General features: G+C 63.4%; 25 protein-coding genes and 1 pseudogene. 12 read left to right on the top strand and 14 right to left on the bottom strand.

The genetic code is table 11. The annotated features are described in order from the left end of the window. Positions 1–191, bottom strand: a 191-nt coding sequence (locus tag NKI20_RS30185; RefSeq protein ID WP_352837418.1) for a hypothetical protein, incomplete at its 3' end; no start/stop codon positions are given. Between the two features lie 27 nt (positions 192–218). Between NKI20_RS30185 and NKI20_RS30180 the strand changes: the two genes are divergently transcribed. From NKI20_RS30180 to lhgD, 7 genes are all read left to right on the top strand, one after another. Further along, a complete protein-coding gene (locus NKI20_RS30180; protein WP_352837415.1) occupies positions 219–1343 on the top strand; it encodes an Ldh family oxidoreductase in 1125 nt (374 codons plus the stop codon). Continuing rightward, positions 1340–2017, top strand: coding sequence for a GntR family transcriptional regulator (locus tag NKI20_RS30175; RefSeq protein WP_352837412.1), 678 nt, complete (start codon positions 1340–1342; stop codon positions 2015–2017). Before NKI20_RS30180 ends, NKI20_RS30175 begins: the two co-directional genes overlap by 4 nt. Before the next feature lie 25 nt (positions 2018–2042). Beyond that, positions 2043–3215 (top strand): mandelate racemase/muconate lactonizing enzyme family protein, encoded by a 1173-nt coding sequence (locus tag NKI20_RS30170; RefSeq protein ID WP_352837409.1) that lies wholly within the window; start codon positions 2043–2045, stop codon positions 3213–3215. 81 nt (positions 3216–3296) lie between these two features. Beyond that, positions 3297–4274 (top strand): tripartite tricarboxylate transporter substrate binding protein, encoded by a 978-nt coding sequence (locus NKI20_RS30165; RefSeq protein ID WP_352837406.1) that lies wholly within the window; start codon positions 3297–3299, stop codon positions 4272–4274. Between the two features lie 58 nt (positions 4275–4332). Then, complete coding sequence (locus tag NKI20_RS30160; protein ID WP_352607734.1) at positions 4333–4800, top strand: tripartite tricarboxylate transporter TctB family protein; 468 nt, start codon at positions 4333–4335, stop codon at positions 4798–4800. Between the two features lie 25 nt (positions 4801–4825). After that, positions 4826–6334, top strand: a complete 1509-nt coding sequence (locus tag NKI20_RS30155) for a tripartite tricarboxylate transporter permease (RefSeq protein ID WP_352607736.1) — start codon at positions 4826–4828, stop codon at positions 6332–6334. A 14-nt stretch (positions 6335–6348) separates the two neighbouring features. Next, positions 6349–7548 (top strand): L-2-hydroxyglutarate dehydrogenase, encoded by a 1200-nt coding sequence (lhgD, locus tag NKI20_RS30150; RefSeq protein WP_352607739.1) that lies wholly within the window; start codon positions 6349–6351, stop codon positions 7546–7548. A 62-nt stretch (positions 7549–7610) separates the two neighbouring features. On the opposite strand, the gene NKI20_RS30145 is transcribed toward lhgD, so the two are convergent. Genes NKI20_RS30145 through NKI20_RS30135 form a run of 3 tightly spaced genes read right to left on the bottom strand, consistent with a single transcriptional unit; the run spans position 7611 to position 10034 of the window. Beyond that, positions 7611–8537, bottom strand: coding sequence for a dihydrodipicolinate synthase family protein (locus tag NKI20_RS30145; RefSeq protein ID WP_352607742.1), 927 nt, complete (start codon positions 8535–8537; stop codon positions 7611–7613). Further along, complete coding sequence (locus tag NKI20_RS30140; RefSeq protein ID WP_352607745.1) at positions 8534–9238, bottom strand: ribonuclease activity regulator RraA; 705 nt, start codon at positions 9236–9238, stop codon at positions 8534–8536. Before NKI20_RS30140 ends, NKI20_RS30145 begins: the two co-directional genes overlap by 4 nt. A 10-nt stretch (positions 9239–9248) precedes the next feature. Then, entirely contained in the window at positions 9249–10034 is a 786-nt protein-coding gene (locus NKI20_RS30135; RefSeq protein WP_352607747.1) for an SDR family oxidoreductase, read from the bottom strand. A gap of 91 nt (positions 10035–10125) precedes the next feature. On the opposite strand from NKI20_RS30135, the gene NKI20_RS30130 reads away from it, so the two are divergent. The 3 genes from NKI20_RS30130 to NKI20_RS30120 all read left to right on the top strand — a co-directional run bounded on the left by NKI20_RS30130 (position 10126) and on the right by NKI20_RS30120 (position 13311). Beyond that, complete coding sequence (locus tag NKI20_RS30130; protein WP_352607750.1) at positions 10126–11019, top strand: LysR family transcriptional regulator; 894 nt, start codon at positions 10126–10128, stop codon at positions 11017–11019. 69 nt (positions 11020–11088) lie between these two features. Beyond that, complete coding sequence (locus NKI20_RS30125) at positions 11089–12024, top strand: LysR family transcriptional regulator (protein WP_352607752.1); 936 nt, start codon at positions 11089–11091, stop codon at positions 12022–12024. Between the two features lie 129 nt (positions 12025–12153). After that, positions 12154–13311: a mandelate racemase/muconate lactonizing enzyme family protein gene (locus tag NKI20_RS30120; protein ID WP_352607755.1), complete on the top strand. Its 1158-nt coding sequence runs from the start codon at positions 12154–12156 to the stop codon at positions 13309–13311. 234 nt (positions 13312–13545) lie between these two features. On the opposite strand, the gene NKI20_RS30115 is transcribed toward NKI20_RS30120, so the two are convergent. From NKI20_RS30115 to NKI20_RS30070, 10 genes are all read right to left on the bottom strand, one after another. Continuing rightward, positions 13546–13833: a HigA family addiction module antitoxin gene (locus NKI20_RS30115; protein ID WP_352607757.1), complete on the bottom strand. Its 288-nt coding sequence runs from the start codon at positions 13831–13833 to the stop codon at positions 13546–13548. After that, a complete protein-coding gene (locus tag NKI20_RS30110; RefSeq protein WP_352607759.1) occupies positions 13830–14120 on the bottom strand; it encodes a type II toxin-antitoxin system RelE/ParE family toxin in 291 nt (96 codons plus the stop codon). The genes NKI20_RS30115 and NKI20_RS30110 overlap by 4 nt, the downstream gene beginning before the upstream one ends. 1312 nt (positions 14121–15432) lie before the next feature. Beyond that, complete coding sequence (gene soxA / locus NKI20_RS30105; protein ID WP_352837397.1) at positions 15433–16212, bottom strand: sulfur oxidation c-type cytochrome SoxA; 780 nt, start codon at positions 16210–16212, stop codon at positions 15433–15435. Further along, on the bottom strand, positions 16212–16532 hold the full coding sequence (gene soxZ / locus NKI20_RS30100; RefSeq protein WP_352607763.1) for a thiosulfate oxidation carrier complex protein SoxZ: 321 nt from the start codon (positions 16530–16532) through the stop codon (positions 16212–16214). The genes soxA and soxZ overlap by 1 nt, the downstream gene beginning before the upstream one ends. Continuing rightward, positions 16532–17017, bottom strand: coding sequence for a SoxY-related AACIE arm protein (locus tag NKI20_RS30095; RefSeq protein ID WP_352837394.1), 486 nt, complete (start codon positions 17015–17017; stop codon positions 16532–16534). The genes soxZ and NKI20_RS30095 overlap by 1 nt, the downstream gene beginning before the upstream one ends. Beyond that, a complete protein-coding gene (gene soxX, locus NKI20_RS30090; RefSeq protein ID WP_352607767.1) occupies positions 17017–17472 on the bottom strand; it encodes a sulfur oxidation c-type cytochrome SoxX in 456 nt (151 codons plus the stop codon). Before soxX ends, NKI20_RS30095 begins: the two co-directional genes overlap by 1 nt. After that, complete coding sequence (locus NKI20_RS30085) at positions 17469–18731, bottom strand: FCSD flavin-binding domain-containing protein (RefSeq protein ID WP_352837391.1); 1263 nt, start codon at positions 18729–18731, stop codon at positions 17469–17471. Before NKI20_RS30085 ends, soxX begins: the two co-directional genes overlap by 4 nt. Next, positions 18718–19047, bottom strand: a complete 330-nt coding sequence (locus tag NKI20_RS30080; RefSeq protein WP_352837388.1) for a c-type cytochrome — start codon at positions 19045–19047, stop codon at positions 18718–18720. The genes NKI20_RS30085 and NKI20_RS30080 overlap by 14 nt, the downstream gene beginning before the upstream one ends. A gap of 1 nt (position 19048) precedes the next feature. Further along, positions 19049–21223 (bottom strand): xanthine dehydrogenase family protein molybdopterin-binding subunit, encoded by a 2175-nt coding sequence (locus tag NKI20_RS30075; protein ID WP_352837385.1) that lies wholly within the window; start codon positions 21221–21223, stop codon positions 19049–19051. A gap of 11 nt (positions 21224–21234) precedes the next feature. Further along, on the bottom strand, positions 21235–21705 hold the full coding sequence (locus tag NKI20_RS30070) for a (2Fe-2S)-binding protein (RefSeq protein WP_352607776.1): 471 nt from the start codon (positions 21703–21705) through the stop codon (positions 21235–21237). A gap of 321 nt (positions 21706–22026) precedes the next feature. Here NKI20_RS30070 and NKI20_RS30065 point away from each other — a divergent pair. Next, a pseudogene (locus NKI20_RS30065) lies at positions 22027–22744 on the top strand (response regulator). Continuing rightward, a partial coding sequence (locus NKI20_RS30060; RefSeq protein WP_352837382.1) for a histidine kinase dimerization/phospho-acceptor domain-containing protein occupies positions 22741–23727 on the top strand: 987 nt, incomplete at its 3' end. The pseudogene NKI20_RS30065 and the gene NKI20_RS30060, both read left to right, overlap by 4 nt.

The following is a 23727-nucleotide window of genomic DNA, read 5'->3' as shown; positions in this document are numbered from 1 at the left end:
TGTTCTTCGACGATCCCGTGCTCGCGGCCGATTGTTCGTGTCATGAAGAAGAGCCGCAAGCCGGCCACGGCCGGATCGAGGAGCGTCTCCCTTATTCCTGAAGAAAAACTATCGTTAGAAGCAATCGAAGCTGCCGTTGTTTTTCGACTGGGCACATTCCTATTCTTGCTCGTCGGATGGATGTCGGTCATGTCGAGCGGCCCGCCCGGGAGATCACGATGAGACATGATTTCGAGACACATCGCTGTCAGGCCGCAAACATTTTCCGCGCCTGGGGCATGCCCGCCGAGAAGGCCGAGAAATCGGCAGGCGTGCTTGCATGGGCCGATCTCCATGGTCTCGAAAGCCACGGCATCGCGCTATTGGTCGAATATAACGAACGACGCCTGACACGGCCGATCAATTTCCAGTCGAAGCCCACCATCGTCCAGGAAACGGCGATCAGCGCCCTGCTCGACGGCGATGGCGGCCTCGGCCATGACCCCGCTACACGCGCTATGGAAACCGCGATCGCCAAGGCGACCGCAGCCGGCGTCGGCTTGGTGTCGGTTCGCAATTCCGGCCATTTCGGCGCGCTGGGTTATTTCACGACCATGGCTACCGATCATGAGTTGATCGGCATGGCTGCCACCAGCGTGTTCGGCATCCGTGTCCCCCCGACCGGTGGTGCGGCGGCGCGCTTCGGCACCGACCCGTGGTCCTTCGCGGCCCCCGCGGAACCCGGCCGACCGTTCGTGCTGGACATGGCCACGACGACTGTGGCGTCCGGCAAGGTCCGAAATAAGATCGTCGAAGGTCAACTCATGCCTCCGGGCTGGGGCATGGACAGCAAGGGCGTGCCCACGCTGGACCCGGCGGCGGTCATGGGAGGAGGCTTCCTGTCGCCGCTGGGCGGGTCGGCGGACAGTGCCGGCTACAAGGGTTACGGGCTGGCTGCGATGGTCAATATCCTCGCCTCATGCCTGTCCGGCTCTACGCTGATCACCGATCCCAACCATTCGAAACAGCCCTGGGGCCTCGATGTCGGCCACTTCTTCATGGCCATCAACCCCGCCTTGTTCCGTCCGATAGCGGACTTCCGCGCCGACGTTTCCCGCTTCTGCAACGATCTGCGCGCAACGCCCCCGGTGGACCCGCTGAAGCCTGTCCAGGTGGCGGGCGACCCTGAGCGCAGGGTCCGCGCCGAGCGCGAGAAGACCGGCATTCCCATCGGGCCTGGCCTCCATCGACGCCTATATCAAATTGCACAGGAATCCGGCGCGGACTGGGTGCTTTCTCCCCTCGATTTTACTGTCGACAGTTTTCAGTTTACTGACGGCAGGGAAACGAGGGGCAAGGCATGACTTTTGCAGCAAGGCCGATCGAGCGAACCGCAAGTCTTGCCGTTCGCGTCTACGCCGAAATCGAACGGATGATCCTCACGGGGGACATGCAGCCCGGCAGCAGGATCAAGGAGGCGGTGCTTGCCGAGCAGATGGCGGTAAGCCGTGCGCCGGTGCGTGAGGCGACGCGTGCGCTGGTCGAGGCGGGGCTTCTTGTGTCGGTCCCGGCGCGTGGTGTTTTCGTACGTGAAATGTCCCAGCGCGAGATCGCCGAAAACTACGACGTGCGCTCGTTGCTCACCGGATTGATGTGCGCGCAGGCCGCGGAACGGCGTACCGCCTCCGACGTGGCAAAGCTCAAGCGCCTGATCGCCGACATGGACATAGCGATCGCCGCCGGCAGGATCGCGCACTACTACGAGATCAACCTCGAGTTTCATCAACTGATCGGCCGCATAGCCGACCACTCCTGCGCGCATCGCGTCTACAACGACCTGATCCGGGAGACCCATTCCTTGCGGCGCTCTTTGTCATCGCCCGGCCAGACAAATCTGGAGCATCGCTCAATCGTCGAGGCGATCGAATGCGGTGACGCCGAACTCGCGCGGCGCCGCGGGAGCGAGCACGTCCTTAACGGCAAGGCGCGTTGGAAAGCGTCCATCGAAACGACGGCGCCCGCCGCGGCCGCCATATGACCCATTTATCCCAAGGAGACCTCACTTGAAAATTGCAAACATCACAGCCAGCCTGCATCGCCACGAGATCGATTTGCCTGGCATTGGCGAATCCATCGAATCTCGCATGTTCGTCTTTGTCGAGGTCGAGACCGACACGGGTCTCAAGGGGCTCGGCTGCACCGGCCAGTTCCTGCCCTGGTCGACCATGCCGTGCATCGAGGATCATATCTTTCCGTTGATCAGGGGCATGGATGTCTTCCACACCGAGGCGATCCACTCCAAAGTATGGAAGCAACTCAACAACCGCGCCTATACGGGTGTCATTTCCAACGCTCTCTCGGCGATCGACATCGCGCTGTGGGACCTCCAGGGCAAGATTGTCGGCAAGTCGGTCTCGGAGCTGCTGGGCGGCTATTCCCGCGAGGCCTACACCTATGCGACGTTTGGCTACCCGTTCTTCGACGAGCAGCAGATCGCCGACTACGCCAAGAAGTTTCTGGCCGACGGGCACACCATGCTGAAGATGGTCGTCGGCGGCGAGCCGACGCGTACCTGGAAGGATGATGTGCGTCGCGTCTATGCCGCACGCGAGGCAATCGGCCCCGACGTCGACCTCATGATCGACGCCAACTGCTACTTCAACCCGCATGACGCCTTCATGCTGGCGAAGGCGGTGGAAGACGCGAACCTGAAATGGTTCGAGGAACCGATCCAGCAGAACGACGCGCGTGCGCTTGCCGACCTGCGCAGCCGGGTCAAGATTCCAATCGCCGCCGGCCAGATGGAAGGCAACCGCTGGCGCTTCCGCGAACTCGTCGTCCATCACGCGGTAGACGTGCTGCAGCCGAACGTTCTCTACAATGGCGGCTACACCGAGGCGCTCAAAGTGGCGCACCTCGCCCAGGCCTTCAATCTGCCGATGGCCAATGGCGGCGGTTGGCCGATCTTCAACATGCACATTCTGGCTGGCGTGATGAATGGCGGCCCAGTCGAATTCCACTATGGCATGTGGATGACCGGAAAGCATTTCTTCAACGGCACGCCCGACCCCGTGAACGGCAAGATGACAATCCCGGACGCGCCGGGCCTTGGCTTCACGCCGAATTACGAAGCGCTCAAGGATGGCCGGGTCAAGGATCCCAAAGGCAGCCAGTTCACCGGTCGTGATGCACACGGCTACCTGCTGCGTGAAACCATCGAAAAGAAGCGCGCCTGACAATCGCTGCCCCGGGACCGCCAAGAAAATGGTTCGATCGGTTCCGGCGCTGTTCCAAGTTCTAACTGGGAGGAAACGACTATGACCTACGCACTCTCGAACTTCGTCAACCACGGCCGCGCCGTCGGCCTCGGTTTGTTCACAGCCGCGGCCATCGCGGTCAGCCCGGCGGCAGCAGAATATCCGGACAAGGACATCAAAATGATCATCCCGTTCGGCGCCGGCGGCGGCAGCGACACGCTCGCCCGCACCATCGCCGGCGTGATCGAGGAGATGAAGCTGATCCCTGTGAAGATCCTGCCTGAGAACCGTACAGGCGGCTCGGGCGCGGTCGGCTACAGCGCAGTCGCCAAAGTAAAGGGAGATCCCTATCATCTGGCGACCGTCAGCGTCAGCTTTTTCACCACGCCACTCCTGGGTGGCTCGCCGGTGAGCTACAAGGACTTCACTCCGCTCGCTGCGATCGCGCAGTCACCGTACATCATGGTTGTCCCCACCTCTAGCGAATACCAGAAGCTTGACGACCTGAAGAAGACGCCGCGCTTCACCACCGGTACGACTGGGGTCGTCTCCGACGCGGCACTGCTGGCCAAGATGACGTCCAACGCGCTCGGCATCCAGATTGACTCCGTGCCGTTCGACGGTGAGGGCGAGGTGATGGCGGCGCTGCTCGGCGGGCATGTAAACGTCGGCTTTCTCAATCCATCCGAGGCGATGGCGCAGATGAAGGCCGGCAAGCTGCGGCCACTGGCGATCACATCGGCAGAGCGTTCGCCAGCCTTCCCTGACATCCCAACCTTCAAGGAACTCGGCTACGGCGACATTTTGCATACCCAGCTTCGCGGACTGGTCATGCCTGCGGGCGTTCCACCGGAAGTCGTCACCTACTGGGAGGGCGTGCTGCAAAAGGTTGCGACCAGCGAGCAGTGGAAGAAGCAGTATATCGACCGCTTCCACGACATCCCGGACTATGTCGACGCGGAAGGCTTCAAGGAAGTGCTCGAGCGCACCAACGCGCGCTACGAGACGATGATGAAGGAACTCGGCATCATCAAATAGTGACATTGCTGGGAGCCACCCGCCGTGGTGGCTCCTATCCGTCGGGAGGAGGAAAGCGATGAGCGTTCAACGGCTCGACCTACTGGTCGCCGCACTGCTGATAATCTTCGGTCTTTGGCTTATCTACACGGGCATCGGTTATGGCGTGATGCAGGGCACCACGCCCGGGGCCGGTCTCTTCCCCATCATCATCGGTTCGTCGATCGCTCTGCTCAGCACAATAAATCTCTACCGGGCGCTTGGCGGGATCGAGAAACTTGGTCCGGGCATATCGGGCCGCGAGGCGGCAAAGGCTGGGGTCGTGATCGCGGCGCTGCTCATCGCCGTCTGGCTGACCCCGTATCTCGGCATGATGATCGCCACCATGCTGGCCATGGCGGCGATCGGCCTGGCTCTGCGGACCGAACCGGGGCCAGTTTTCTTCATCAAGCTTGCGGCGGTGTCGGTGATCACGCCGATCATCCTTCTGCTGCTGTTCCAAAACCTCCTGGGCGTGCCGACCCCCAGGGGACCGCTCGGCTTCTAATCGGCCACCCAAGAGAGGTATCGCGATGGAAACGCTTGCGCTGCTGTGGGACGGGATTCTCGCTGCCACCGATCCGGCAATCTTCGCCTGCACCATACTGGGCGCCGTGATCGGCTTGCTGATCGGTGCGCTCCCTGGCCTCGGACCGACCGCCGGTGTTGCGATCATGCTGCCCGTGGCGGCAGGCTTCGGCGGCGTCGCGGCAATCGCGTGCCTCGGTGGTGTCTACTATGGCTCGATGTTCGGCGGCGCTATCACGTCGATCCTGCTCGGCATTCCCGGCGACGCGCCTTCCGTGATGACGGTCATCGATGGCTATCCAATGGCCCAGAAAGGAGAGGCCGGGCGCGCGCTGGGGACGAGCGTCTTCGCCTCCTTCGTCGGCGGTTTTCTCGGCATCGCCGGGCTGGTGGCTCTTTCGGTGCCGGTATCGCGCTATGCACTTGCCTTTGGTCCGACCGAGATGACGGCGATGATGTTTTTTGCGCTTTCGCTGCTCAGCGTATTGGGCGGCCGCAACGCCTTCAAGGGTTTCATCGCGTTGGCGCTGGGCTTGTGGCTGGGCATGGTGGGACTCGACCCCATTTCCGGCTTGCCGCGCTATACCGGCGGATCGATGAACCTGTTCGACGGGCTCGACTTCTCCATCGTCGCCGTCGGCCTGTTCGGACTTACCGCGATCTTCACCTCCCTGGAGGCGAATGTAGATAAGCCGGTGGCCAAATACACTTTCGCCTCACTGCTGCCGAGGATGAGCGACGCTGTTCAGACACGCTGGCAGCTGCTGCAGGGATCGGTGCTCGGTTTCTTCGTGGGCGTCCTTCCCGGCGTCGGCGCCTCGGCGGCGACCATGCTCTCGTACGCACTCGCCAAGCGCCTCTCGCCGACCCCCGAAAGGTATGGCACCGGCATCGTCGAGGGCGTGGCAGCGCCTGAGGCCGCCAACAATTCAGCGTCCTACGGCTCGATGATCCCGCTGTTCACGCTGGGCATCCCGGGCTCGGCGACCACGGCGGTTATGATGGGCGGATTGATCATGATCGGCCTGCAGCCGGGCCCGCTGCTGTTCACCGAGAATCCGCAGTTTGTCTGGTCGGTGTTTGGTTCTTTCGCCATCGGCAACCTGGCACTTGTATTCCTGACGCTGTTGCTGACTCCGCTCCTGGCGGCGGCGCTTTTCGTTCCGACCGCCTATCTCTATCCGATCGTCATTGCGATCGTCGTCTACGGTGTCTTTGCCATCGACAATTCGACGTTCAACGTAATGCTGACCATCCTGGCAGGCGGTGCCGGAATCATCCTTGCCAGGCTCGACTATCCAGCCGTGCCGCTGATCCTCGGCCTGGTGCTGGGGCCACTGCTGGAGCGAAACATCCGCCGCACGCTGATCCAATCGCAGGGCGATTTGCTCGTCTTCATCGAGCGGCCCATTGCGCTGGGGCTGTTCATCGCCACAGTTCTCGTGCTCTTGATCCCACTCTTCCTCCAGCTGGCCGGGCGCAAGAAGATCGCCGCGGACGAGGCTGAGGTCTGACAGGACTGCAGCATATGACATTTCAATATTGCATAGTTGGCGGCGGCATCGTCGGGCTCGCCACCGCCTCCGATATGCTGGCCCGCGATCCGGCGGCTCGCATCCTGGTCATCGAAAAGGAGGCCGGTTTCGGCGAGCACCAGACCGGCCACAATAGTGGTGTCATTCACGCCGGCATCTACTACGCCCCCGGCTCCCTGAAGGCGAAGCTCTGCCGCGAGGGGGCGAAGGCCACGAAAGCCTTCGCGCGCGACAATAACATTCCGTTCGAGGTGTGCGGGAAGCTGCTTGTCGGCACCAGCCCGGTCGAGATGGAGCGCATGGAAGCGCTGAAGCTTCGCGCTTTGGAGAATGGCATTGGCTTCGAGGAGGTAAGCGCGGCGCGTCTGCATGAGATCGAGCCAAACATCGCTGGCCTGGGCGCGTTGCTCGTGCCATCGACCGGCATTATCAACTACAAGCTGATCTGCGACGCTCTGGCCGAGGGCCTCAGAGCGAAAGGTGCCAAACTGATGACCGGCACCCGCGTCAAAGGTATCTCGGAAGACGACACCGGCGTGGTGGTGACCACCGATCATGGCGAAACGATCCGCGCCGAGCAGCTTGTTGCCTGCGCCGGCCTGCAGTCGGATCGCCTGGCGAGGCTCGCAGGGCTTAATCCCACCCACCAGATCGTGCCGTTCCGTGGCGAATATTACACATTGCCCGACGCGAAATCGACGATCGTCAAGCACTTGATCTACCCGATCCCCGATCCGGATCTGCCTTTCCTCGGCATCCACCTGACGCGCATGATCGACGGACGGGTGACAGTTGGGCCCAACGCCGTGCTGGGCTTCCATCGCGAAGGCTATCCAAAGGGCAGCATCGACCTGGGCGATGTCACCCAGATGCTCACCTTCGGCGGCTTCTGGAAAATGGCCCGCAAGAATCTCACGTCAGGCATCGACGAGTTCCGCAACTCGATTTTCCGCCGCGGCTACCTGGAGCAGTGCCGCAAATACTGCCCCTCGCTCGAGCTCCCGGACCTCGGACAACCAGGCGCCGGCATCCGTGCGCAGGCGGTTCTGGCCGATGGCACGCTGGTGCACGATTTCCTATTCCTCGACAGCCCGCGCCAGCTGCATGTCTGCAACGCGCCGTCGCCTGCGGCGACGTCCGCTATGCCGATCGCGAAGATGATCGTCGATCGGATCGAGGATCGATCGCAATGATCCGGGCCCCGATACAATCTATCGCCCTACATATATCCGCGGCGGGCGGGCGGCACGCATCGTCACAGCCTTGCTCGCGGGTCCTTTCGAGCCAACCGCTCCAGTAGGTAGTCGACTTCGGATCGACCGGTCGGCGTCAGCGACGAGCGCGGGCTGCGCTGCACGTCCGAGGTCATGGCGCCGCGCCGCATCAGCACGTATTTGCGCACCGCCAGCCCAACCCCCTGTTGCTGCTCGAACCGGATCAACGGCAGGTGGGCGTCGAAAAGATCGTGCGCTGCGTCGCGCTCGCCTTCCCGGTGCAGCCGATCGAGTTCGACCAACATGTCCGGAAAGGCATAGCCCGTCATCGCGCCATCCGAACCGCGTTCCGGCTCGAAGTCCAGGAACAGCCCGCCATTGGCGGTCAGGATCGAGAATTTCCGCAGATCGCCCGCAGCTTGCAGCTTGCGGATCATCGAGATTTTCTCAAGCCCCGGCCAGTCCTCTGCCTTCAGCATGACGCAGGAGGGATGTTCCTTCATAATGCGCGAGATCATCGGCACCGACAGGATCACCGACAGCGTCAGCGGAAAATCCTGCAGGGCCCAAGGCACGTCCGGACCGATTGCTTCTACGCAGTGATGGAAATAGGCGGCGATCTGTTCGTCGCTGCGCAGGTGCGAGGCCGGAGCCAGCATCACGCCGGCTGCGCCGGCATCCATCACCTCGCGCGCCAGCCTGCGCATGGCGACAAAGCTCGGGTTGGACACCCCAACCACGACAGGGACACGCGAGCGTGCGATCACGCGTCTTGCGATTGTCAGCGATTCCTCGGGCTCCAGTTTCTGGGCTTCGCCCAGAATGCCGAGGATCGTCATGCCGGTGGCGCCGGCATCCTGGTAGAATTCCGTCAGCCGGTCGACGGAACCGTAGTCGACCGACATGTCCGCATTGAACGGCGTCGCCGCGATCGGGTAGACGCCCTTGGCATCGACGCCAAAGGTCACGTCTTCTTCGCGAAAGCGGCATAGCGCGCCTTCGTCTCCTCGTTCATCGGATAGAGACCGGGCAGCGGCACGCCGCGATCGACCTCGGTCATGATCCACGCTTCCATGGCCTCCTGCTCCGGCGCTTCGACCAGCACCTGGTCGAGAAATGCCGCGGGGATCAGCACCGCGCCGTCATCGTCCACCACCACGATATCGTCAGGAAAGGTCGCCACGCCGCCGCATGCGATCGGCTCCTGCCAGCCGACGAACGTGAGACCGGCCACTGACGGCGGCGCGGAAATGCCGTTGCACCATACGTTGAAGCCGGTACCGAGCACGCCCGCGGCGTCGCGCATCACGCCGTCGGTGACCAATGCGGCGACATTGCGTTTGGCCATGCGCGCGCAGAGGATATCACCGAAAATACCGGCGTCGAGCACGCCCATCGCGTCAGCCACCGCCACGCAACCTTCGGGCATCGCCTCAATCGCCGCACGGGTCGAAATAGGCGAGGCCCAGCTTGCCGGAGTGGCGAGGTCTTCACGCGCCGGCACGAAGCGTAGAGTGAAAGCCGGCCCTACCACGCGCGGCTGGCCTGGACGAATTGGCTTGGTCCCACGCATCCAAACGTTGCGCAGGCCCTTCTTCAGGAGGACTGTGGTGAGGGTCGCGGTGGAGACGCCCTGCAGGGTTTCTACGACTTTCGGGTCAAGAGTCATCGGGTTCTCCTTAGATGCTGGGGATCAAGCCGCCGTCGATGCGAATGACGGAGCCGGTGATATAGGATGCGCGCGGGCTCGCCAGGAAGGTGACCGCGTCGCCATATTCCTGCGGCCGGCCATAGCGCCCGACCGGAATGGACGCCGTGCTTTGGGCGGCTACTTCCTCGACCGAGCGCCCCTCGCGCTTGGCTTTCTGTTCGTCGAGAAAGGTTATGCGTCCCGTGGCGATGCGCCCGGGCAGCACGACATTGGCGGTGATGCCGTCGCGGCCGACTTCGGCCGCCAACGTCTTGGACCACCCGACCAGTGCCATTCTGAGCGCGTTCGACATGCCGAGGTTTGGGATCGGCGTCACCACGCCCGACGAGGTCGATGTGATGATGCGGCCCCATTTGCGCCGGCGCATGTCGGGCAGCACCGCATCGGTGACGGCGATCACCGAACGCACCATGCTGTCGAAGAACTTCGACCAGTCCTCTGAAGACTGGCCGGCGGCCGGCGTCGGCGGCGGGCCGCCCGTATTGTTCACCAGAATGTCGACGGAGCCGAAGGCCTTCTCGATCGAGGCCAAGCGTCCGTCGATCGAGGACAGGTCGCCGATATCCCAGCCCATTGTCAGCGCCTCATTGCCGGCGCCCTTGATGCCCGAGGTGGTGTTTTCCGCAGCCGCTTCGTCGATGTCGGCGACGACCACGCGCACGCCTTCGCCGGCCAGCGACCGCGCGATCGCCCCGCCCAATCCGCCGCCGGCTCCAAAGACGAGCGCGACCTTACTCTTCAGTTCAAGATCCACGGAAAACCCTCCAGTTCAAGGCGGATTATCATCAACGATGCACAGAAGAAAACATGGCTTGCCGTATAATTTAATGATAGTTTTTCTATCGATGGAAACACGCTTTCTCGAAACCTTCCTCCTCGTGGCCGAACTCGGTTCTCTGGCCGAGGCGGCCCGGCGTCTAGCAATCACGCCGGCCGCCGTGGCCCAACGCATGCAGGCGTTGGAGGACGAATTCGGCAAACGGCTGCTGGTACGCGCGGGCCGCGTGGTGCAGCCGACCGATGCCGGCCATGCAATTCTAGAACAAAGCCGCAGAATCCTCGGCGACATCCGCCACCTAAAAACCCTTGCACAGACCGATTCGCCAGCAGGTGAGATGAGACTCGGCGCCATATCGACCGCGCTGACCGGCATCCTTGCGCCCGCCCTGCGGCACCTTGTCGACGCGGTTCCTTCAGTCGAGGTCTTCGTTCTCCCTGGCACTTCCACTGATCTCTATCAGGCGCTCGGCGACGGAAGCATCGACGCGGCCATATTGGTGCGGCCGCCTTTTCCGATTCCCAAATCGCTGCATTGGAGCGTGCTTCGGACCGAGCCTTTGATCCTTCTTGCGCCGAGCGCACTCGCCGCGAGCGATCCAGAACAGTTGCTCGCAACGCGGCCCTTCATCCGGTATGACCGCAACAATTGGGGTGGCCGGCTGGCCGACGAGTGGCTGCGCCGCCAGAAGCTTCGGCCCCGGGAGTGGCTGGAGTTGGATTCATTGGAAGCCATAACGGTGATGGTCAGCAACGGTCTCGGCGTTTCCGTTCTGCCGGACTGGGCGCCACCATGGCCGGAGGGACTGTCGGTCGCGCGCCTACCACTGCCCGGCCCGCCGCTGGTGCGCGAGATCGGCATGTTGTGGCCGCGCAGCGCGCCTTCAGGACGGCTGGTGCGTGTCCTTCTAGATGCCTTTGAGGCAGTCTCGTCAGCCCGGAAGAGGGCCGGCGATGCTTGATCCGCCGAGCTGCAGCCATGATCCCAGCCGCGCTGGCGTGGCCGGGGATTATCTCGGGGTGCGCCACCAATGAGCGAACCGAAACCACCGCAGGACGCGAATGCGGCCGCTTTGGCGCGAGTCAACCTCAAGCTGTTGCAAACTTTTATGCTGGTCGCCGAAAACCGCAGCTTCAAGGCGGCCGCCGACCGGGCACATCGTTCGCAGTCCGCCATCAGCATGCAGATAAAGCAACTCGAGGATCAACTCGGCGCCAAGCTGTTCAACCGCACCACGCGCGACGTCAAGCTCACGCCTGAGGGGAGCAAATTGTTCACCAGTACGCAGCGCGGCCTGCAAGAGGTCGGCATCGGCTTGCGCAACATCCAGGAGGCACTGGCCATCCGGCGCGGCCAGGTCGCGCTGGCCTGCGCGCCCACCATCGCCTCGACCCATCTGCCGCGTATCCTCGCCGAGTTCGAACGCGACTATCCGGGAATCAAGATGCTTTTGTCGGAACTCAAGTCCGCCGATCTCTATCGGGTGATAGAAGCCGATACTGTCGATTTCGGCATAGGCCCGATCTCCGGCGATCCGGACCTCGATTTCGAGCCGCTGCTTGACGATCCGCTGCACGCGCTGATCCCCAGGCAGATGTGTCCGCACAATCGTCGCACCATCACGCTGGCGGAATTGTCCAGCCTGCCCCTACTCCATTATCACACCACCACCCTGATGGGAGCGATGTTCGAGCGCGAGGCTGCCGCTCGCGGCATCGCGCTGAACGTTCGGTACCGCTGCATCCAGACGGAGACACTCGTCGCGATGGCCGAGGCCGGCATCGGCGCGGCAATCCTCACCCAGTCGATCGTCCGTTTCGCAGAGGCGAGCCAGTCGCGCGTATACAAGATCGTCGAGCCCGAGCTCGTTCACCGCTACGGCATCGTGCGCAAGCGCGGCAAGGAGCTGTCGCCGGCCGCCGAACGGCTCGCGCACTTGATCCGGGTGTCGCTGCGCCAGACCTGAGGGCCGGCGCGATCCAGGCGACTTCAGATTTTCAGAATAATCGTTGGGATTTTTGAATTTTTTCTGAAGTTGGGCTTCCGCTAGAGAGGGCCTTCCCGGCACACGGAACGTCGGGAAAGGAGGGACGTCGTGCTTCAGGATGTTTATGTCCAACAGGACAACAATGTCGTCGAGACCAGGATCAAGATCGCTCGTATCCAAGCGCACAAGCTCGCCAACATCCCGATCACGCCGCCTCCCTACCGCGATAAGCCGAACAAGGAGGGCGCGCTGCTTCTCCAGGTCGAGACCAACGACGGCCTCGTCGGTTGGGCGACCAGCGGCTACACCCACCATGTCGCCATCGAGCTGATCAACAAATACATCGCGCCGAAAATCGTCGGTGAGAACCCGATGCGCACCGAACGCATTCCCCTGCTGTTCGACCGCGCCAGCTTCGAACGGCCGCTGGGGAGGACTCTGATCTCCGCGCTAGCGATGATCGACATCGCGCTCTGGGACATCAAGGGCAAGATGCTCGGCCAGCCAGTGCATCACCTGCTGGGCGGCGCGCGCGACAAGGTGCCGGTCTACGTCACGCACGGCGCGGCCTACGACAACGCGCCGGTCTATTCGCCGGAGGAACTGGCTGCGGAGGCGACCCACCTCGTCAACCTCGGCAATAACCATCTCAAGAACACCGTCGGCCGTCAGCCCATCCCCGATCCGAAGGATGACTACATCCGCATGAAGGCGATGCGCGAGGCCGTCGGCCCGGACGTCAAGCTCGCCATGGACGGTAATCTGCGCATGACCCTGGCCCAGGCGGTGGAACTTTGCAAGCGATGCGAGGAGCTCGACATCAGCTTCGTCGAGGAGCCGCTTTACTACAACGATCCGAGGCTGCTGCGCGAACTGCGTTCGAAAACGATCATTCCGGTCGCTGCGGCAGAAAACGAGAAGTTCTCCGCACGCGACCTGATCCTGGCCGACGCGGTCGACTACATACAGCCCAATGTCAACAATGACGGCGGCTACTCGGCGGCGATACGCACCGCCGCCCTTGCCAAGCTCTTCCATATCCCGCTCTCGCACGGCAACGGCAATGGCCCGCACAACATCGCGCTGCATGCCGGCCTGTCGAACGGCGGATTGGTCGAATACCACTTCCACAAGTGGATGGCCTACAACGCGATCTTTGAGAGCGTCCCGCAGCCCGAGAACGGGTATCTTACTGTGTCGCAGAAGCCGGGGCTGGGCCTCGAGCCGAAGGATGGCCTGATCAAGGAATTCTCGGTGCAGTTGTAGCACGGCCCCGCGGATCGGCAGCCTGTTCTGGCCGTGCTATGGCCGCGCCACATCCTGAAAGCCGCCATCGCTTATTGCAGCCCTTGGAGGCCGCTCAGACAAGAAGCAGACCTCCCGAACTGGCGCAAACAGACGGCGGGCACTTAGAGGGTGGTAACGCCCAGTGACTGTCGCGCGGGCATTGCGTCATTCCATGCGTTCGAATATGCGGTCCACGGGTCGCCGGGTTCCATTTTAGGCCGCCGCCTTTTGGAGCGGCCGCACCGGCGGCTGCTCATGCTGCATCGCCACCCATAGATCGTAGTTCGCCTGGAGATTAATCCAGAAGCGCGCCGTACTGACACCGGCCTTCTCCAAGCGCAGTGCCAGGTCCGGGCTGATGCCGGCCTTGCCGTTCAGCACCCGCGACAGGGCCACCCGCGACATGGCCAGCCGCTTGGCGGTCTCCGTTACGGACAGTTCCAACGGCTCGAACACCGTTTCCTTGAGGATTTCGCCCGGATGAGGATGGGTATGGATCATGGTTCGTGTCCTTGGTGGTAATTCTGATAATCGACCAGTTCGACGTCGGCCCCGTCAAAGCGAAAGGTGATGCGCCAATTCCCGTTCACCCACACCGACCAATGCCCTTTCAGGTCGCCTTTCAGGGCATGCCGCAAGCCCGGTTGATTCAGGTCCTGCGGTTCCTTGGCCACATCGAGCATGGCCAAGATCACCCCGAGTTTTCGGGCATGGGCCGCTTGGATGCCTTTCGTCGCGCCAGTGCGGTAGAAGGCTTCGAGGCCCTTGTGCCGAAAGCTGGCGATCATAGGTTCGTGTATCGTGTATCGCTACAAGATGCACCCCAAAAATGGGGGCGGCACCTGACCGCCGCTTTCCCGTGCCACCACCGAGTGCCCGCCAAAATAGGTCGACACCCTTGTGAAGAAGAAGATGAGCGGAAACTGCGGGTGAGGCTTGTCAATCGGAGCGGCGACGCCGATACCCGCATCGAAAGACCGTCTCGTCGGGTCCTGCCTAGAGCCTGGCGTGTCGGTGTCGAGCTGGGAACACATCAATCTGACAGGCATCTATACCTGGGATGCAGAACATCAGATGCCCGAAGCCTTCCGGTCGCTCAGACTTCCGGCTCGGTTACGCCACGCCGCACGACGTGCATGCTCCGTGCGCCTCGCTGGGAATAGCGAGGGGCTGCCGGTTTGCTGTGCCCCGATGTTTGGTCGCCCGTTGCTGCGAGTCGAATTTATCGTCGGTCTCTGAGAGTATACTCTAGCGTAGCGGTTCCCTGTGAAGGCTCTGCGATTGCGCGCTGGGCGCAACGCCAAGCCGGGTTTGCTCAATCACTTCGCAGCGCCGGCTTCAGCGTCACCAGCAAGTAATTGAAGACGTTCAATCCAACCGTAGATGGGCAAGTTTTTCGTGCGCCGCCTGTCCAACCACCCTCGTTGCATGGCGGGTGATTGGACATTCTTGCGGGAGACAAGCTCAGTATATTAACGGCCCGCCCATGGCGCACGCTCGTTAGGAACCTTGCCGGAGGACTGTGGTTGTCCTTCCTCCGTGGCTATCGCGGGCAGAGGCAAGGAAGCCGTGTGATTGGCATCCAAGGTCATTTCGCTGTTCTCGATACCAGTAGCGAATCCGCGGGTTGGGTCACGGTCCGGGTTTTGATTGGCGGCGAGAGAGGCTCCTGTCGACAAGGTGAGGAGGGCGAAAGCTGCTACGAGTTTGTTCATCGTATCCTTCCTTTCTTAAAATGAGCAGACCGCCAATCGGCGTCTCGCGCCGCATTGAATCCTGCTTGCGAGACCGCTGTCGGCTTTCTGTCTCGTCACCATGACGAGGCTCCTGCTCACGATTGAACCTTATGCTGAGCCTGTCGCAGGAGTTTGCCCGAGTAGCATCGAGATGTATTCGAATGTACGCGAGAGCCTCGCAGTCCTTGGAATCCGCGCGTTTCGACAATTTTGGATACGATTTTCCTCGGCCGCCTATCCGTGTGGGCGGCCACGGATGGGGACTGTCATCAGGTCCGCTAGGCGAGCGCCGCCCAAGGTGCGAAACTGTCGCAGTCCCAAAAGGACGCCGCTTCCCAAGGTTGCGCGGAGTCCCCGGCCGGCGTCACGGCCGCACGGCCGGCGTCTCGACCGGCAGGCCGCGCGCCCGCTCGATTAGGTAGAGTTCCAGGTCGACGAATTCGGGCGCGCCGAAGGCGAAGGGCTCGGCCCTCACGCCGATCATGCAGTTGCGCAAGCGCCGCTGCAGCGAACCGATCGTCTGCCACTCCAGTCGGTAGAGCGGATAGCCGGTCGGGTGCGCCTGTGGGATGGCACTGCCGCCGAGCCGTTTGCCCCAATTGTCGTCGTGGCAGGAAGCGCAGGAAAGATCGAGTTGGCCGATGCGGCTCCGGAACAGACGCCGGCCGTTGTGGCGGAACGGCGCGAGCCGGGCGTCGGTCGCCGGTGTTATTGGCATGCCGCGCGACTGATGCGCCACATAGGTTGTCAGGGCAAGCAATGCGTCAGACTCCAGCGCCAGCGGCTTGGTCTGCTGCCGCTCCGCTCGGCAGGAGTTGATACGCCCGGCAAGGTCGATCGGCCGTCCCGTCGCCTCGTCAAAAGCCGGGTAGCGCGTGGCAACGCCGCGCATCGTCCGGGACGCGTCGCCATGGCAGCCGGAGCAAGCGACATCCGCCTTGCCCTCCGACTGCTGCCAGAGCTGCTCGCCCTGCAGCACCCACAGCATGCCGGGGTTGTTCATGTCGTCGGCCTGCAGCGCCTGCGTCTCCGGCGTCATGAAATCGAAGCCGGAGCGCTTCTCGCTGTCTTCGATGCCGGCAGCGATGGCCAAGCTGCAGACGCCCGCCGCAGTGATCCCCACTAGGCCCCAAAGGGCGCGCATCAGCGCACCGTGATTTCGGCCGATGCCGTTTGAGTCTTTCCGGCGTCGTCGGTCCAGGCGAACTCGATCGTCCCACTCGTCGTGGCGACGAGCGTGAAGGCAAGGAACGGATTGGCCGACACTGCCGGATGGAGATCTGCCCAAAACACCTCCTCGCCATTATAGGTGCAGGCGAACCTGCGGATGATGTCGCGGGGGATGTTGATGCCGTTCGGGCCGACACGATAGCCGGTTTCCATCGGATGGGCGATCATCGCTCGGATCTCGACGACCTCCCCCTGTTTGGCCGTTTTCGGCACGTTGACAAGCGCGCGCGCCATTATGAGAGGTCCTCGATACAGGCGGCCAGCGTGACGATCGCGCTCGCCTTGCTCGACCAGAAGCTGCCGTCACTCATCTCAGCCACCGCGACAACGACCTGGGAGGTCGCGAGCCGGACCCGCGTCGAGACGGCGGCGCGGCCCGAGCGCGGACCGAGATGGAAAACCGCGACATTCGCCTCCGGGTTCTTTTCGTTGAAGACCGCAATGCGCCGGACATGATCGTCCGTGGTCATCATGCTCTCGGCGGTAACCGTGATCGCGACCGCGTTGCCGTTTTCGACCAGAGGCGGCAGATCGAGCCGGACGCGGCCGTCGAGGATTTCGGCTCCGCCGGTGAAGGTACTGATTGCCTCATCGAGGCGCGGACGAGCAACGGCCCAGCGCGGCAGACTGATCACCAGAAGCCCGGCCATTCCGGCCCGAAGAAACTGCCGCCGCCCGACCAGGCCCGTGTGAACTCGAAGCGGATCTTCGCGCATCATCACCCTTTCAGCGTCGTGAGATAGGCGACGATGTCCTCGATGTCGGCGCCGGTCAGGATCGGCTTGCTGCGCCAGACAGTGGCGACGCGCCGGTCTTCCTCTTTCGCGACACGGTAGTAGGAAGGCATGATCGTATCCTGCGCGAGGCGCTTCATGTCGACCACGCGCAGCCGGATCTGGCCTTCCGAAAGCCTTGTCCCGACGCCGGTCAGGTCGGGCGCCAGCGTGCCATGCAGGTGCGCATCGGGGAACGGCCCGCTATGGCAGAGCGTGCAGAGGCTGTGCTGCCGGTCCGAGATCAGCGCGGCGCCGCGAGCCGTATCCCCTCTGCTGTCGACCAGAGGCTCCATGATCGCATCGCCGGTCACGACGTAGGATCCCACCTCCTCGCTGCTACCGGGCGAAGCGGCAAGCAGCAATCCCGTGAGAGTGAGGCAAGTCGTCGTCCTCATCATCCGAACACTTCGCTGGTGATCGTCCGGAACCAGTCCTCCGCATAGGCCGCTTCCAGTGCGCGGACGGAGGACGGCGCTTCGAGCGGGCTAGTGCCGCCCGCACCCTCCACCTCGGCAAGCAGGCCGTCGCGCGGCTGGTAGACGCCGGCGATCGAAATGCCGTAGCCGGGCGCGACCAGACTGTAGCAGGTGTTGATGAGCTTCGGCTGCGCCGGCTGCCGCTCCCTGACCAGGGCGGCTACCGCCGCAGCGCAGGCTTTTGCCTGGGCGTTGGCGCTGAAGGCGGATTTCGGCATCGCTCCGCCGATCGCCGCATCGCCGACGACGTGTATCGCCGGCTGCAGGCGGGACTCGAAGGTGACCGGATCGATCGGGCACCAGCCCGTCTGATCCGTGACACCGGTCGACTGCGCGATCCTGCCCGCGCGTTGCGGCGGGATCACGTTGGCTACATCGGCCTCATGGCTGCCGAACTCGGTCACCAGCATTCTTGTCGCCGGGTCGACTTCCGTCACCCTGCCGCCCGAGGACAGCGGCACCCATTCGATGAGGCCAGGATAGAGCTCTGGCCAGGCCGCCTCGAACAGCCGTTGCTTCGAAAAGGCGTCCTTGGCGTCGAGGATGATCAGCTTGGAGCGTGGCTTGCTGGTTTTGAGGTAATGCGCGATCAGGCTTGCCCGCTCGTAGGGACCGGGCGGGCAGCGGAACGGATTGGCGGGCGCGGAAAGAATGACCGTCCCACCGTCCGGCATGGCGGCGAGCTGGTCGCGCAACAGCAGCGTCTGCGGCCCCGCCTTCCAGGCATGAGGCATGATCTGCGCCGCCGCCTCATCGTAGCCCGGCAACGCGTCGAAGCGCAGGTCTATGCCGGGCGCCAGCACCAGCCTGACGTAGCCGATATCCGTACCGTCATCCAGGCGAACGAGCCGGCGCTCGGCATCGACGGCGACAGCGCGCTTTCGGATGAGCTCGATGTCGCCGAACCGGTCATAACCGAAGGTCTGCACCTCGAGGCCGCGCAGACCCGCAAGCACGGCATTGCTGAACGGACAGGCCACATAGGCTGTCTCTGGCTCGATCAGCGTCACGGCAACGTCGCGATCCAGCTGTTTTAGTGCGCGTGCGCAGCTTGCGCCTGCAAAGCCGCCGCCTACCACGACGACCCGGGGCTGCGCCTGTGCCCGCACCTGCGGCGCGGCAAGAACGGCCGCGGCGACGCTTGCCGCCGCACCGCCGATCACGACTCTACGGCTGGGCACGGCGTGCCGCCTCCGGTTTGGCGAGCCACTCGGCGATGGCGCGCGTCTCTTCCTCGGTATATCCGCTGGCGATGCGGCCCATGACCGTCGCCTCGCGCTCCCCGGATCGGAAGGCTTGCATCTGGGCGACGATGTCGTCGGCGGCGTGGCCGTCGAGCGAAGGGATGGCTGAGCCGAGCGCCGCCCGTCCGTGGCAGCCGGTGCACGCCGTCGCACCGGGCGCCGCCTCGGCCCATGCCGATGCGCTGGCCATGAGCCCTGCAAGCAGAACGGGCGCGAACGATCGTCCACCGCGCCTGTTCTTCGAGCGCCTCATGTCATGCGAGATCATGGTTCTTCAGCGGCAGCGTGCGGATGCGTTTTCCGGTGGCGGCGAAGATCGCATTGAGGACGGCCGGCGCAGCGACTGCGATAGTCGGCTCGCCGACGCCGCCCCAGAAGCCCCCGGACGGCAGTATGATCGTCTCCACCTCCGGCATCTCGGCCATGCGCAAGACCTCGTAGCTGTCGAAATTCTCCTGCTCCATACGGCCGCCATTGACGGTGCATTCGCCGTAGATGCAGGCGGACAGGCCGTAGACGAAAGAGCCTTCGACCTGCCGCTCCACCTGTGCGGGATTGACGACATGACCCGGATCGGTCGCCGCCACCATGCGGTGAATTCTAAGCTGCCCGTCGGTGACCGAAACCTCCGCTGCGGCTGCGACATAACTTCCGAAGCCCATGATCTGCGCCAGGCCGCGGTGGACGCCGGCGGCGGGCGGGGTGTCCCAGCCGACCCGTTCGGCAACCGCCTCCAGTACCGCGAGGTGTTTTGGATGTCTGGCCATCAGCTTGCGTCGGAAGGCGAGCGGGTCGACGCCGGCCGCATGGGCGAGTTCGTCCATGAAACACTCGACGTAGAGCGCATTCTGGTTGAGGTTCACGCCACGCCAGAAGCCTGGCGGGATCGGCGGGTTGCGCATGGCATGGTCGACAAGCAGATTGTCCACCGTATAGCCAAGCGTGCCTTCCGTGCCGGCGAGGACGAGGCCCTGGAAAACGACAGGGTCCATGCCGTTCTGCATGCCTTCCGGCCGCACCGCCGCAAGGATCGACTGGCCGGATATGCGCATGTGCAGAGCGGTCAGGTTGCCGTCCGCGTCGAGCGCGCCCGTCAGCCGGCATCGCGTGGTCGGGTGATATGCGCCGTGCAGCATGTCCTCTTCACGCGACCAGATGAGCTTCACGGGCGCTCCTGGCACCTGCTTGGCTATGCTGACCGCCTGGCGCACATAGTCCTGGAAGTTGCCGCGCCGGCCGAAACCGCCGCCGAGATGGATCTTGTGCACCTCGCATTGCTGCACCGGCAGGCCGGCGGCCTCAGCCGCTGCGGCCAGGCTCGCCTCGCCATTCTGGGTCGGCACCCAGACCTCGCAGCGCTCCGGCGTGTAGAGTGCCGTCGCGTTCATCGGCTCCATGGTCGCGTGGTTCTGATAGGGATAAGCATAAGTCGCAGTAACCGTCCGACCAGCGGCGGACAGGGCAGCACGAGCATCGCCTTGCGCGGCTCCGATGAAGGCGTCATTGGCGCCGAGCCCCTCTTCGAGCATCGCCGCTATCGAGGCGCTGGTGACCTGCCGGTTGGGACCTTCGTCCCAGACGACCGGCAGGGCATCGAGAGCGGTCCTCGCCCGCCACCACGTGTCGGCGACAACCGCAACGGCGGTCTCGTCGACCTGAACGACGGTACGCACGCCGGGCATTTCAGCCACCGCCGCCGCGTCGAAGCTCTTCACCTTGCCGCCGAAATACGGGCAGGCCCGGATCGCCGCGTTGAGCATGTTCGGCAGTTTGAGATCGACGCCGTAGACCTGGCTGCCATTGAGCTTGTCGGCCGTGTCGAGCCGCGGCAGCGGCTTGCCGGCTATGGTCCAGTCCTTCGGGTCCTTAAGCGTGACGTGGGCGGGCGGCGTCATTTGCGCGGCGGCGGCGGCCAACTGTCCATAAAAGATGGCGCGATCCGATGCCGCATGCGTGACGACGCCCATCCTCGCGATGCATTCGCTGGCCGGCACGCCCCATTCGGCGGCCGCAGCGGCAATCAGCATCTCGCGCGCTATGGCGCCGCCAATGCGCACGTATTCGTGCGATTCGCGGATGCCGCGGCTGCCACTGGTCGAGAAATTGCCCCACACGCGGTCCCGCGCGAGGTTCTGGGCCGGCGACGGATATTCGGTCGTGACCTTGGACCAGTCACAATTCAACTCCTCGGCGACGAGTTGCGCCAGGCCGGTCAGCGTCCCCTGCCCCATCTCGGATCGGGCGATGCGGATGACCACCGTGTCGTCCGGTCTGATCACTACCCAGGCATTGATCTCCGGCGCCGTCTCGGCGCCCTCGGCAAGTGCAGGCTTGATGAACGGCACATTGAACCCGAGGGACAGGCCACCGGCGGTGGAGGCCACGCCTATCATGAAGCTGCGGCGGGAGACGGAAATTACGGCGTTCATGATTGTTCTCCTCAACCGCGTTGCGTGGCTTGGCCGTCATTGGCGGCAAGCTTGATCGCGGCGCGCACCCGGTTGTAGGTGCCGCAGCGGCAGATGTTGGTGATCTCGCCGTTGATGTCCTCGTCCGTGGGGTTCGAGTTCTGCATGAGCAACCCCGCCGCAGCCATGATCATGCCGGCCTGGCAATAGCCGCATTGCGGCACATCGAGCGCCAGCCATGCCTGCTGGACCGGATGCGAACTGTCAGGTGAAAGCCCCTCGATAGTGGTGATTTGCTGATCCGGCCCGACCGCGCTCACCGGAAGCACGCAGGAGCGCGTGGCGACGCCGTCTATATGGACGGTGCAGGCTCCACAGGCGGCAACCCCGCAGCCGTACTTCGTCCCGGTAAGTCCGATCTGCTCGCGAATCACCCACAGCAACGGCGTTTCCGGATCGACCTCGATGTCCCTTGGCGTGCCGTTGACGATCAATCTGGCCATTGTGCAATCCTTTCGATCAAAGGCTGGCGAGGACTGCCGTCCGAATGCCACGCGGCATGACCCGGCGGCAGAGACTGGAAGTCCCGGCTAGCGACGAGGCCAAAATTAGCCAGGACCTGTCGCAGAACCTTGTCCCGTTGAACGGCAGTTCGTAGCAAGCTGTCGCAGGCGAGGCATTCTGTTACACTTCGTTACACTTCTCACGGTTTGTTGATGTCGCGCGAGTTGCCGCCATGATGCGAAAGGTGATCATCCGTGTAGACGCAAACTAGATATCGTCGATACTGACCGACTATTTGGTAGCGGCTTTTGGAGCATTGCATGGAAGGGGCGCAGCACATCGCGGTCGTCGACGACCACAGGGACATCCGCGACCTTGTCGGGAAATACCTCACCCAGCAGGGTTATCGCGTTAGCGTCGCCGACAGCACGGCCGCGCTCAAGCGGCTGCTCGACCGCAGCCTGCCCGATCTCATCGTCCTCGACGTCATGATGCCTGGCGAGGATGGCATTGCCGCCTGCCGTCACGTGCGCGGGACGGTCGACGTTCCGATCATCTTCCTCACCGCCATGGCCGAGGAGATCGACCGGATCGTGGGCCTTGAGATCGGGGCCTGATTACGTGACCAAGCCGTTCAATCCGCGGGAACTGCTGGCGCGGATCAAAGCCGTACTCAGGCGCGTCAACAGCCTGCCGCCGCAGCGCGGCCGGCTCAAGTCGAACGCACTTCGGTTCGACCGCTGGACGCTGAATGCCGGCCGCCGCGAGCTGGTTGGGCTCGACGGCGTGGCGGTCGCGCTCAGCACGGCTGAATTCCGCCTTCTCACCGCCTTCATCGAGCACGTCGGAATCGTGCTTAGCCGGGATCAGCTGCTTGACCTCACGGTCGGGCGCACCGCCGACGGCTTCGATCGGGCCGTCGACAACCAGGTGAGCCGGCTGCGCAAGAAGATCGAGGCGGATCCGAAGAGTCCGATGCTGATCAAGACCCACTGGGGCGGCGGCTACTGCTTCACCGCCGAGGTGGCCCAGGCATGACGCTGTTGTGGAGACGCAGCCTGGCGGCCCGCTTCCTCATCCTAGTACTGCTTGCGCTCGCCTTGTCGCAGGCGATCACCTTCCTGATCTCATGGGACGAGCGCGGCCAGGCCCTGCACGCGGCGGCCAAGGGCGAGTTCGTTAGCCGCACGTCCTCGCTTGCGCTTCTGCTTGACACGACGCCGCCCTCGCTTCGGCCCGATATACTCAACGTCAGCGGCACCGCCTATACGCGTTTCTGGACCTCGGACGACGGACCGAACAATCCCCTCGCCTGGCAACAGGAGGCCCTGACAGAGCTCGCCAAGCCGTTGCCCGGGATTGCCGGCAAGTATGCCGCCTACATGAACGGACAGGCCTCGACCGCCGTCGATGCCGCCGATCCTTCCGTCCCGCCGCGCATGGTGGATTTGTCCGGCAGTGGCCAACCCTTCTCGCGGCCGGCCAAGTTTATTTATATGGACGCCGCCCCAAACGGCATGGGCCTTTCGGTCCGCCTCGATGACAGCACTTGGCTGAATGCGGCCTACGCCAAGGCAATGCCGAACGCCTTCTGGATGACGCAATCGGCGATATCGCTGGCGCTCACCGCGCTCATCCTGTCCGCCATAGCGATTTTCGGGGCACAGGCAATCGCCCGTCCGCTGCGACGGCTCGCCAATGCCGCTGAACTGTTCGGCCGCGGCGAGGCCGTGCCGCGGCTACCGGAATCAGGGCCGGATGATATCCGCCAGACCGCCGAGGCGTTCAATCGCATGCAGGAGCGCCTGCAGCGCTTCGTCGAGGACCGCACGCGCATGCTGGCGGCGATCAGCCACGACCTGCGTACGCCGCTGACCTCGCTCCGGCTGCGCGCGGAGTTTGTCCAGGATCACGAACTTCAGGAAAAGATGCTGAAGACCATCGAGGAGATCCAGACGATGACGGAAGCGGCGCTCGCATTCGCGCGCGAGGACGCCACGGTAGAGGAGACGCGAACCGTC

Origin of the sequence: Mesorhizobium sp. M0830 (assembly GCF_040319965.1) — a bacterium.
Lineage (GTDB): Bacteria > Pseudomonadota > Alphaproteobacteria > Rhizobiales > Rhizobiaceae > Mesorhizobium.
This window is presented reverse-complemented; position numbering and strand designations above follow the sequence as displayed.

What these genes read in the sequence shown, in the direction of transcription:
- NKI20_RS30180 (WP_352837415.1), top strand. Translation starts at nt 219, where the DNA reads ATGAGACATGATTTCGAGACACATCGCTGTCAGGCCGCAAACATTTTC.
- NKI20_RS30175 (WP_352837412.1), top strand. Translation starts at nt 1,340, where the DNA reads ATGACTTTTGCAGCAAGGCCGATCGAGCGAACCGCAAGTCTTGCCGTT.
- NKI20_RS30165 (WP_352837406.1), top strand. Translation starts at nt 3,297, where the DNA reads ATGACCTACGCACTCTCGAACTTCGTCAACCACGGCCGCGCCGTCGGC.
- NKI20_RS30160 (WP_352607734.1), top strand. Translation starts at nt 4,333, where the DNA reads ATGAGCGTTCAACGGCTCGACCTACTGGTCGCCGCACTGCTGATAATC.
- NKI20_RS30155 (WP_352607736.1), top strand. Translation starts at nt 4,826, where the DNA reads ATGGAAACGCTTGCGCTGCTGTGGGACGGGATTCTCGCTGCCACCGAT.
- lhgD (WP_352607739.1), top strand. Translation starts at nt 6,349, where the DNA reads ATGACATTTCAATATTGCATAGTTGGCGGCGGCATCGTCGGGCTCGCC.
- NKI20_RS30140 (WP_352607745.1), bottom strand. Translation starts at nt 9,238, where the DNA reads ATGACTCTTGACCCGAAAGTCGTAGAAACCCTGCAGGGCGTCTCCACC.
- NKI20_RS30130 (WP_352607750.1), top strand. Translation starts at nt 10,126, where the DNA reads ATGGAAACACGCTTTCTCGAAACCTTCCTCCTCGTGGCCGAACTCGGT.
- NKI20_RS30125 (WP_352607752.1), top strand. Translation starts at nt 11,089, where the DNA reads ATGAGCGAACCGAAACCACCGCAGGACGCGAATGCGGCCGCTTTGGCG.
- NKI20_RS30115 (WP_352607757.1), bottom strand. Translation starts at nt 13,833, where the DNA reads ATGATCCATACCCATCCTCATCCGGGCGAAATCCTCAAGGAAACGGTG.
- NKI20_RS30110 (WP_352607759.1), bottom strand. Translation starts at nt 14,120, where the DNA reads ATGATCGCCAGCTTTCGGCACAAGGGCCTCGAAGCCTTCTACCGCACT.
- soxA (WP_352837397.1), bottom strand. Translation starts at nt 16,212, where the DNA reads ATGCGCGCCCTTTGGGGCCTAGTGGGGATCACTGCGGCGGGCGTCTGC.
- soxZ (WP_352607763.1), bottom strand. Translation starts at nt 16,532, where the DNA reads ATGGCGCGCGCGCTTGTCAACGTGCCGAAAACGGCCAAACAGGGGGAG.
- NKI20_RS30095 (WP_352837394.1), bottom strand. Translation starts at nt 17,017, where the DNA reads ATGATGCGCGAAGATCCGCTTCGAGTTCACACGGGCCTGGTCGGGCGG.
- soxX (WP_352607767.1), bottom strand. Translation starts at nt 17,472, where the DNA reads ATGATGAGGACGACGACTTGCCTCACTCTCACGGGATTGCTGCTTGCC.
- NKI20_RS30080 (WP_352837388.1), bottom strand. Translation starts at nt 19,047, where the DNA reads ATGAGGCGCTCGAAGAACAGGCGCGGTGGACGATCGTTCGCGCCCGTT.
- NKI20_RS30075 (WP_352837385.1), bottom strand. Translation starts at nt 21,223, where the DNA reads ATGAACGCCGTAATTTCCGTCTCCCGCCGCAGCTTCATGATAGGCGTG.
- NKI20_RS30070 (WP_352607776.1), bottom strand. Translation starts at nt 21,705, where the DNA reads ATGGCCAGATTGATCGTCAACGGCACGCCAAGGGACATCGAGGTCGAT.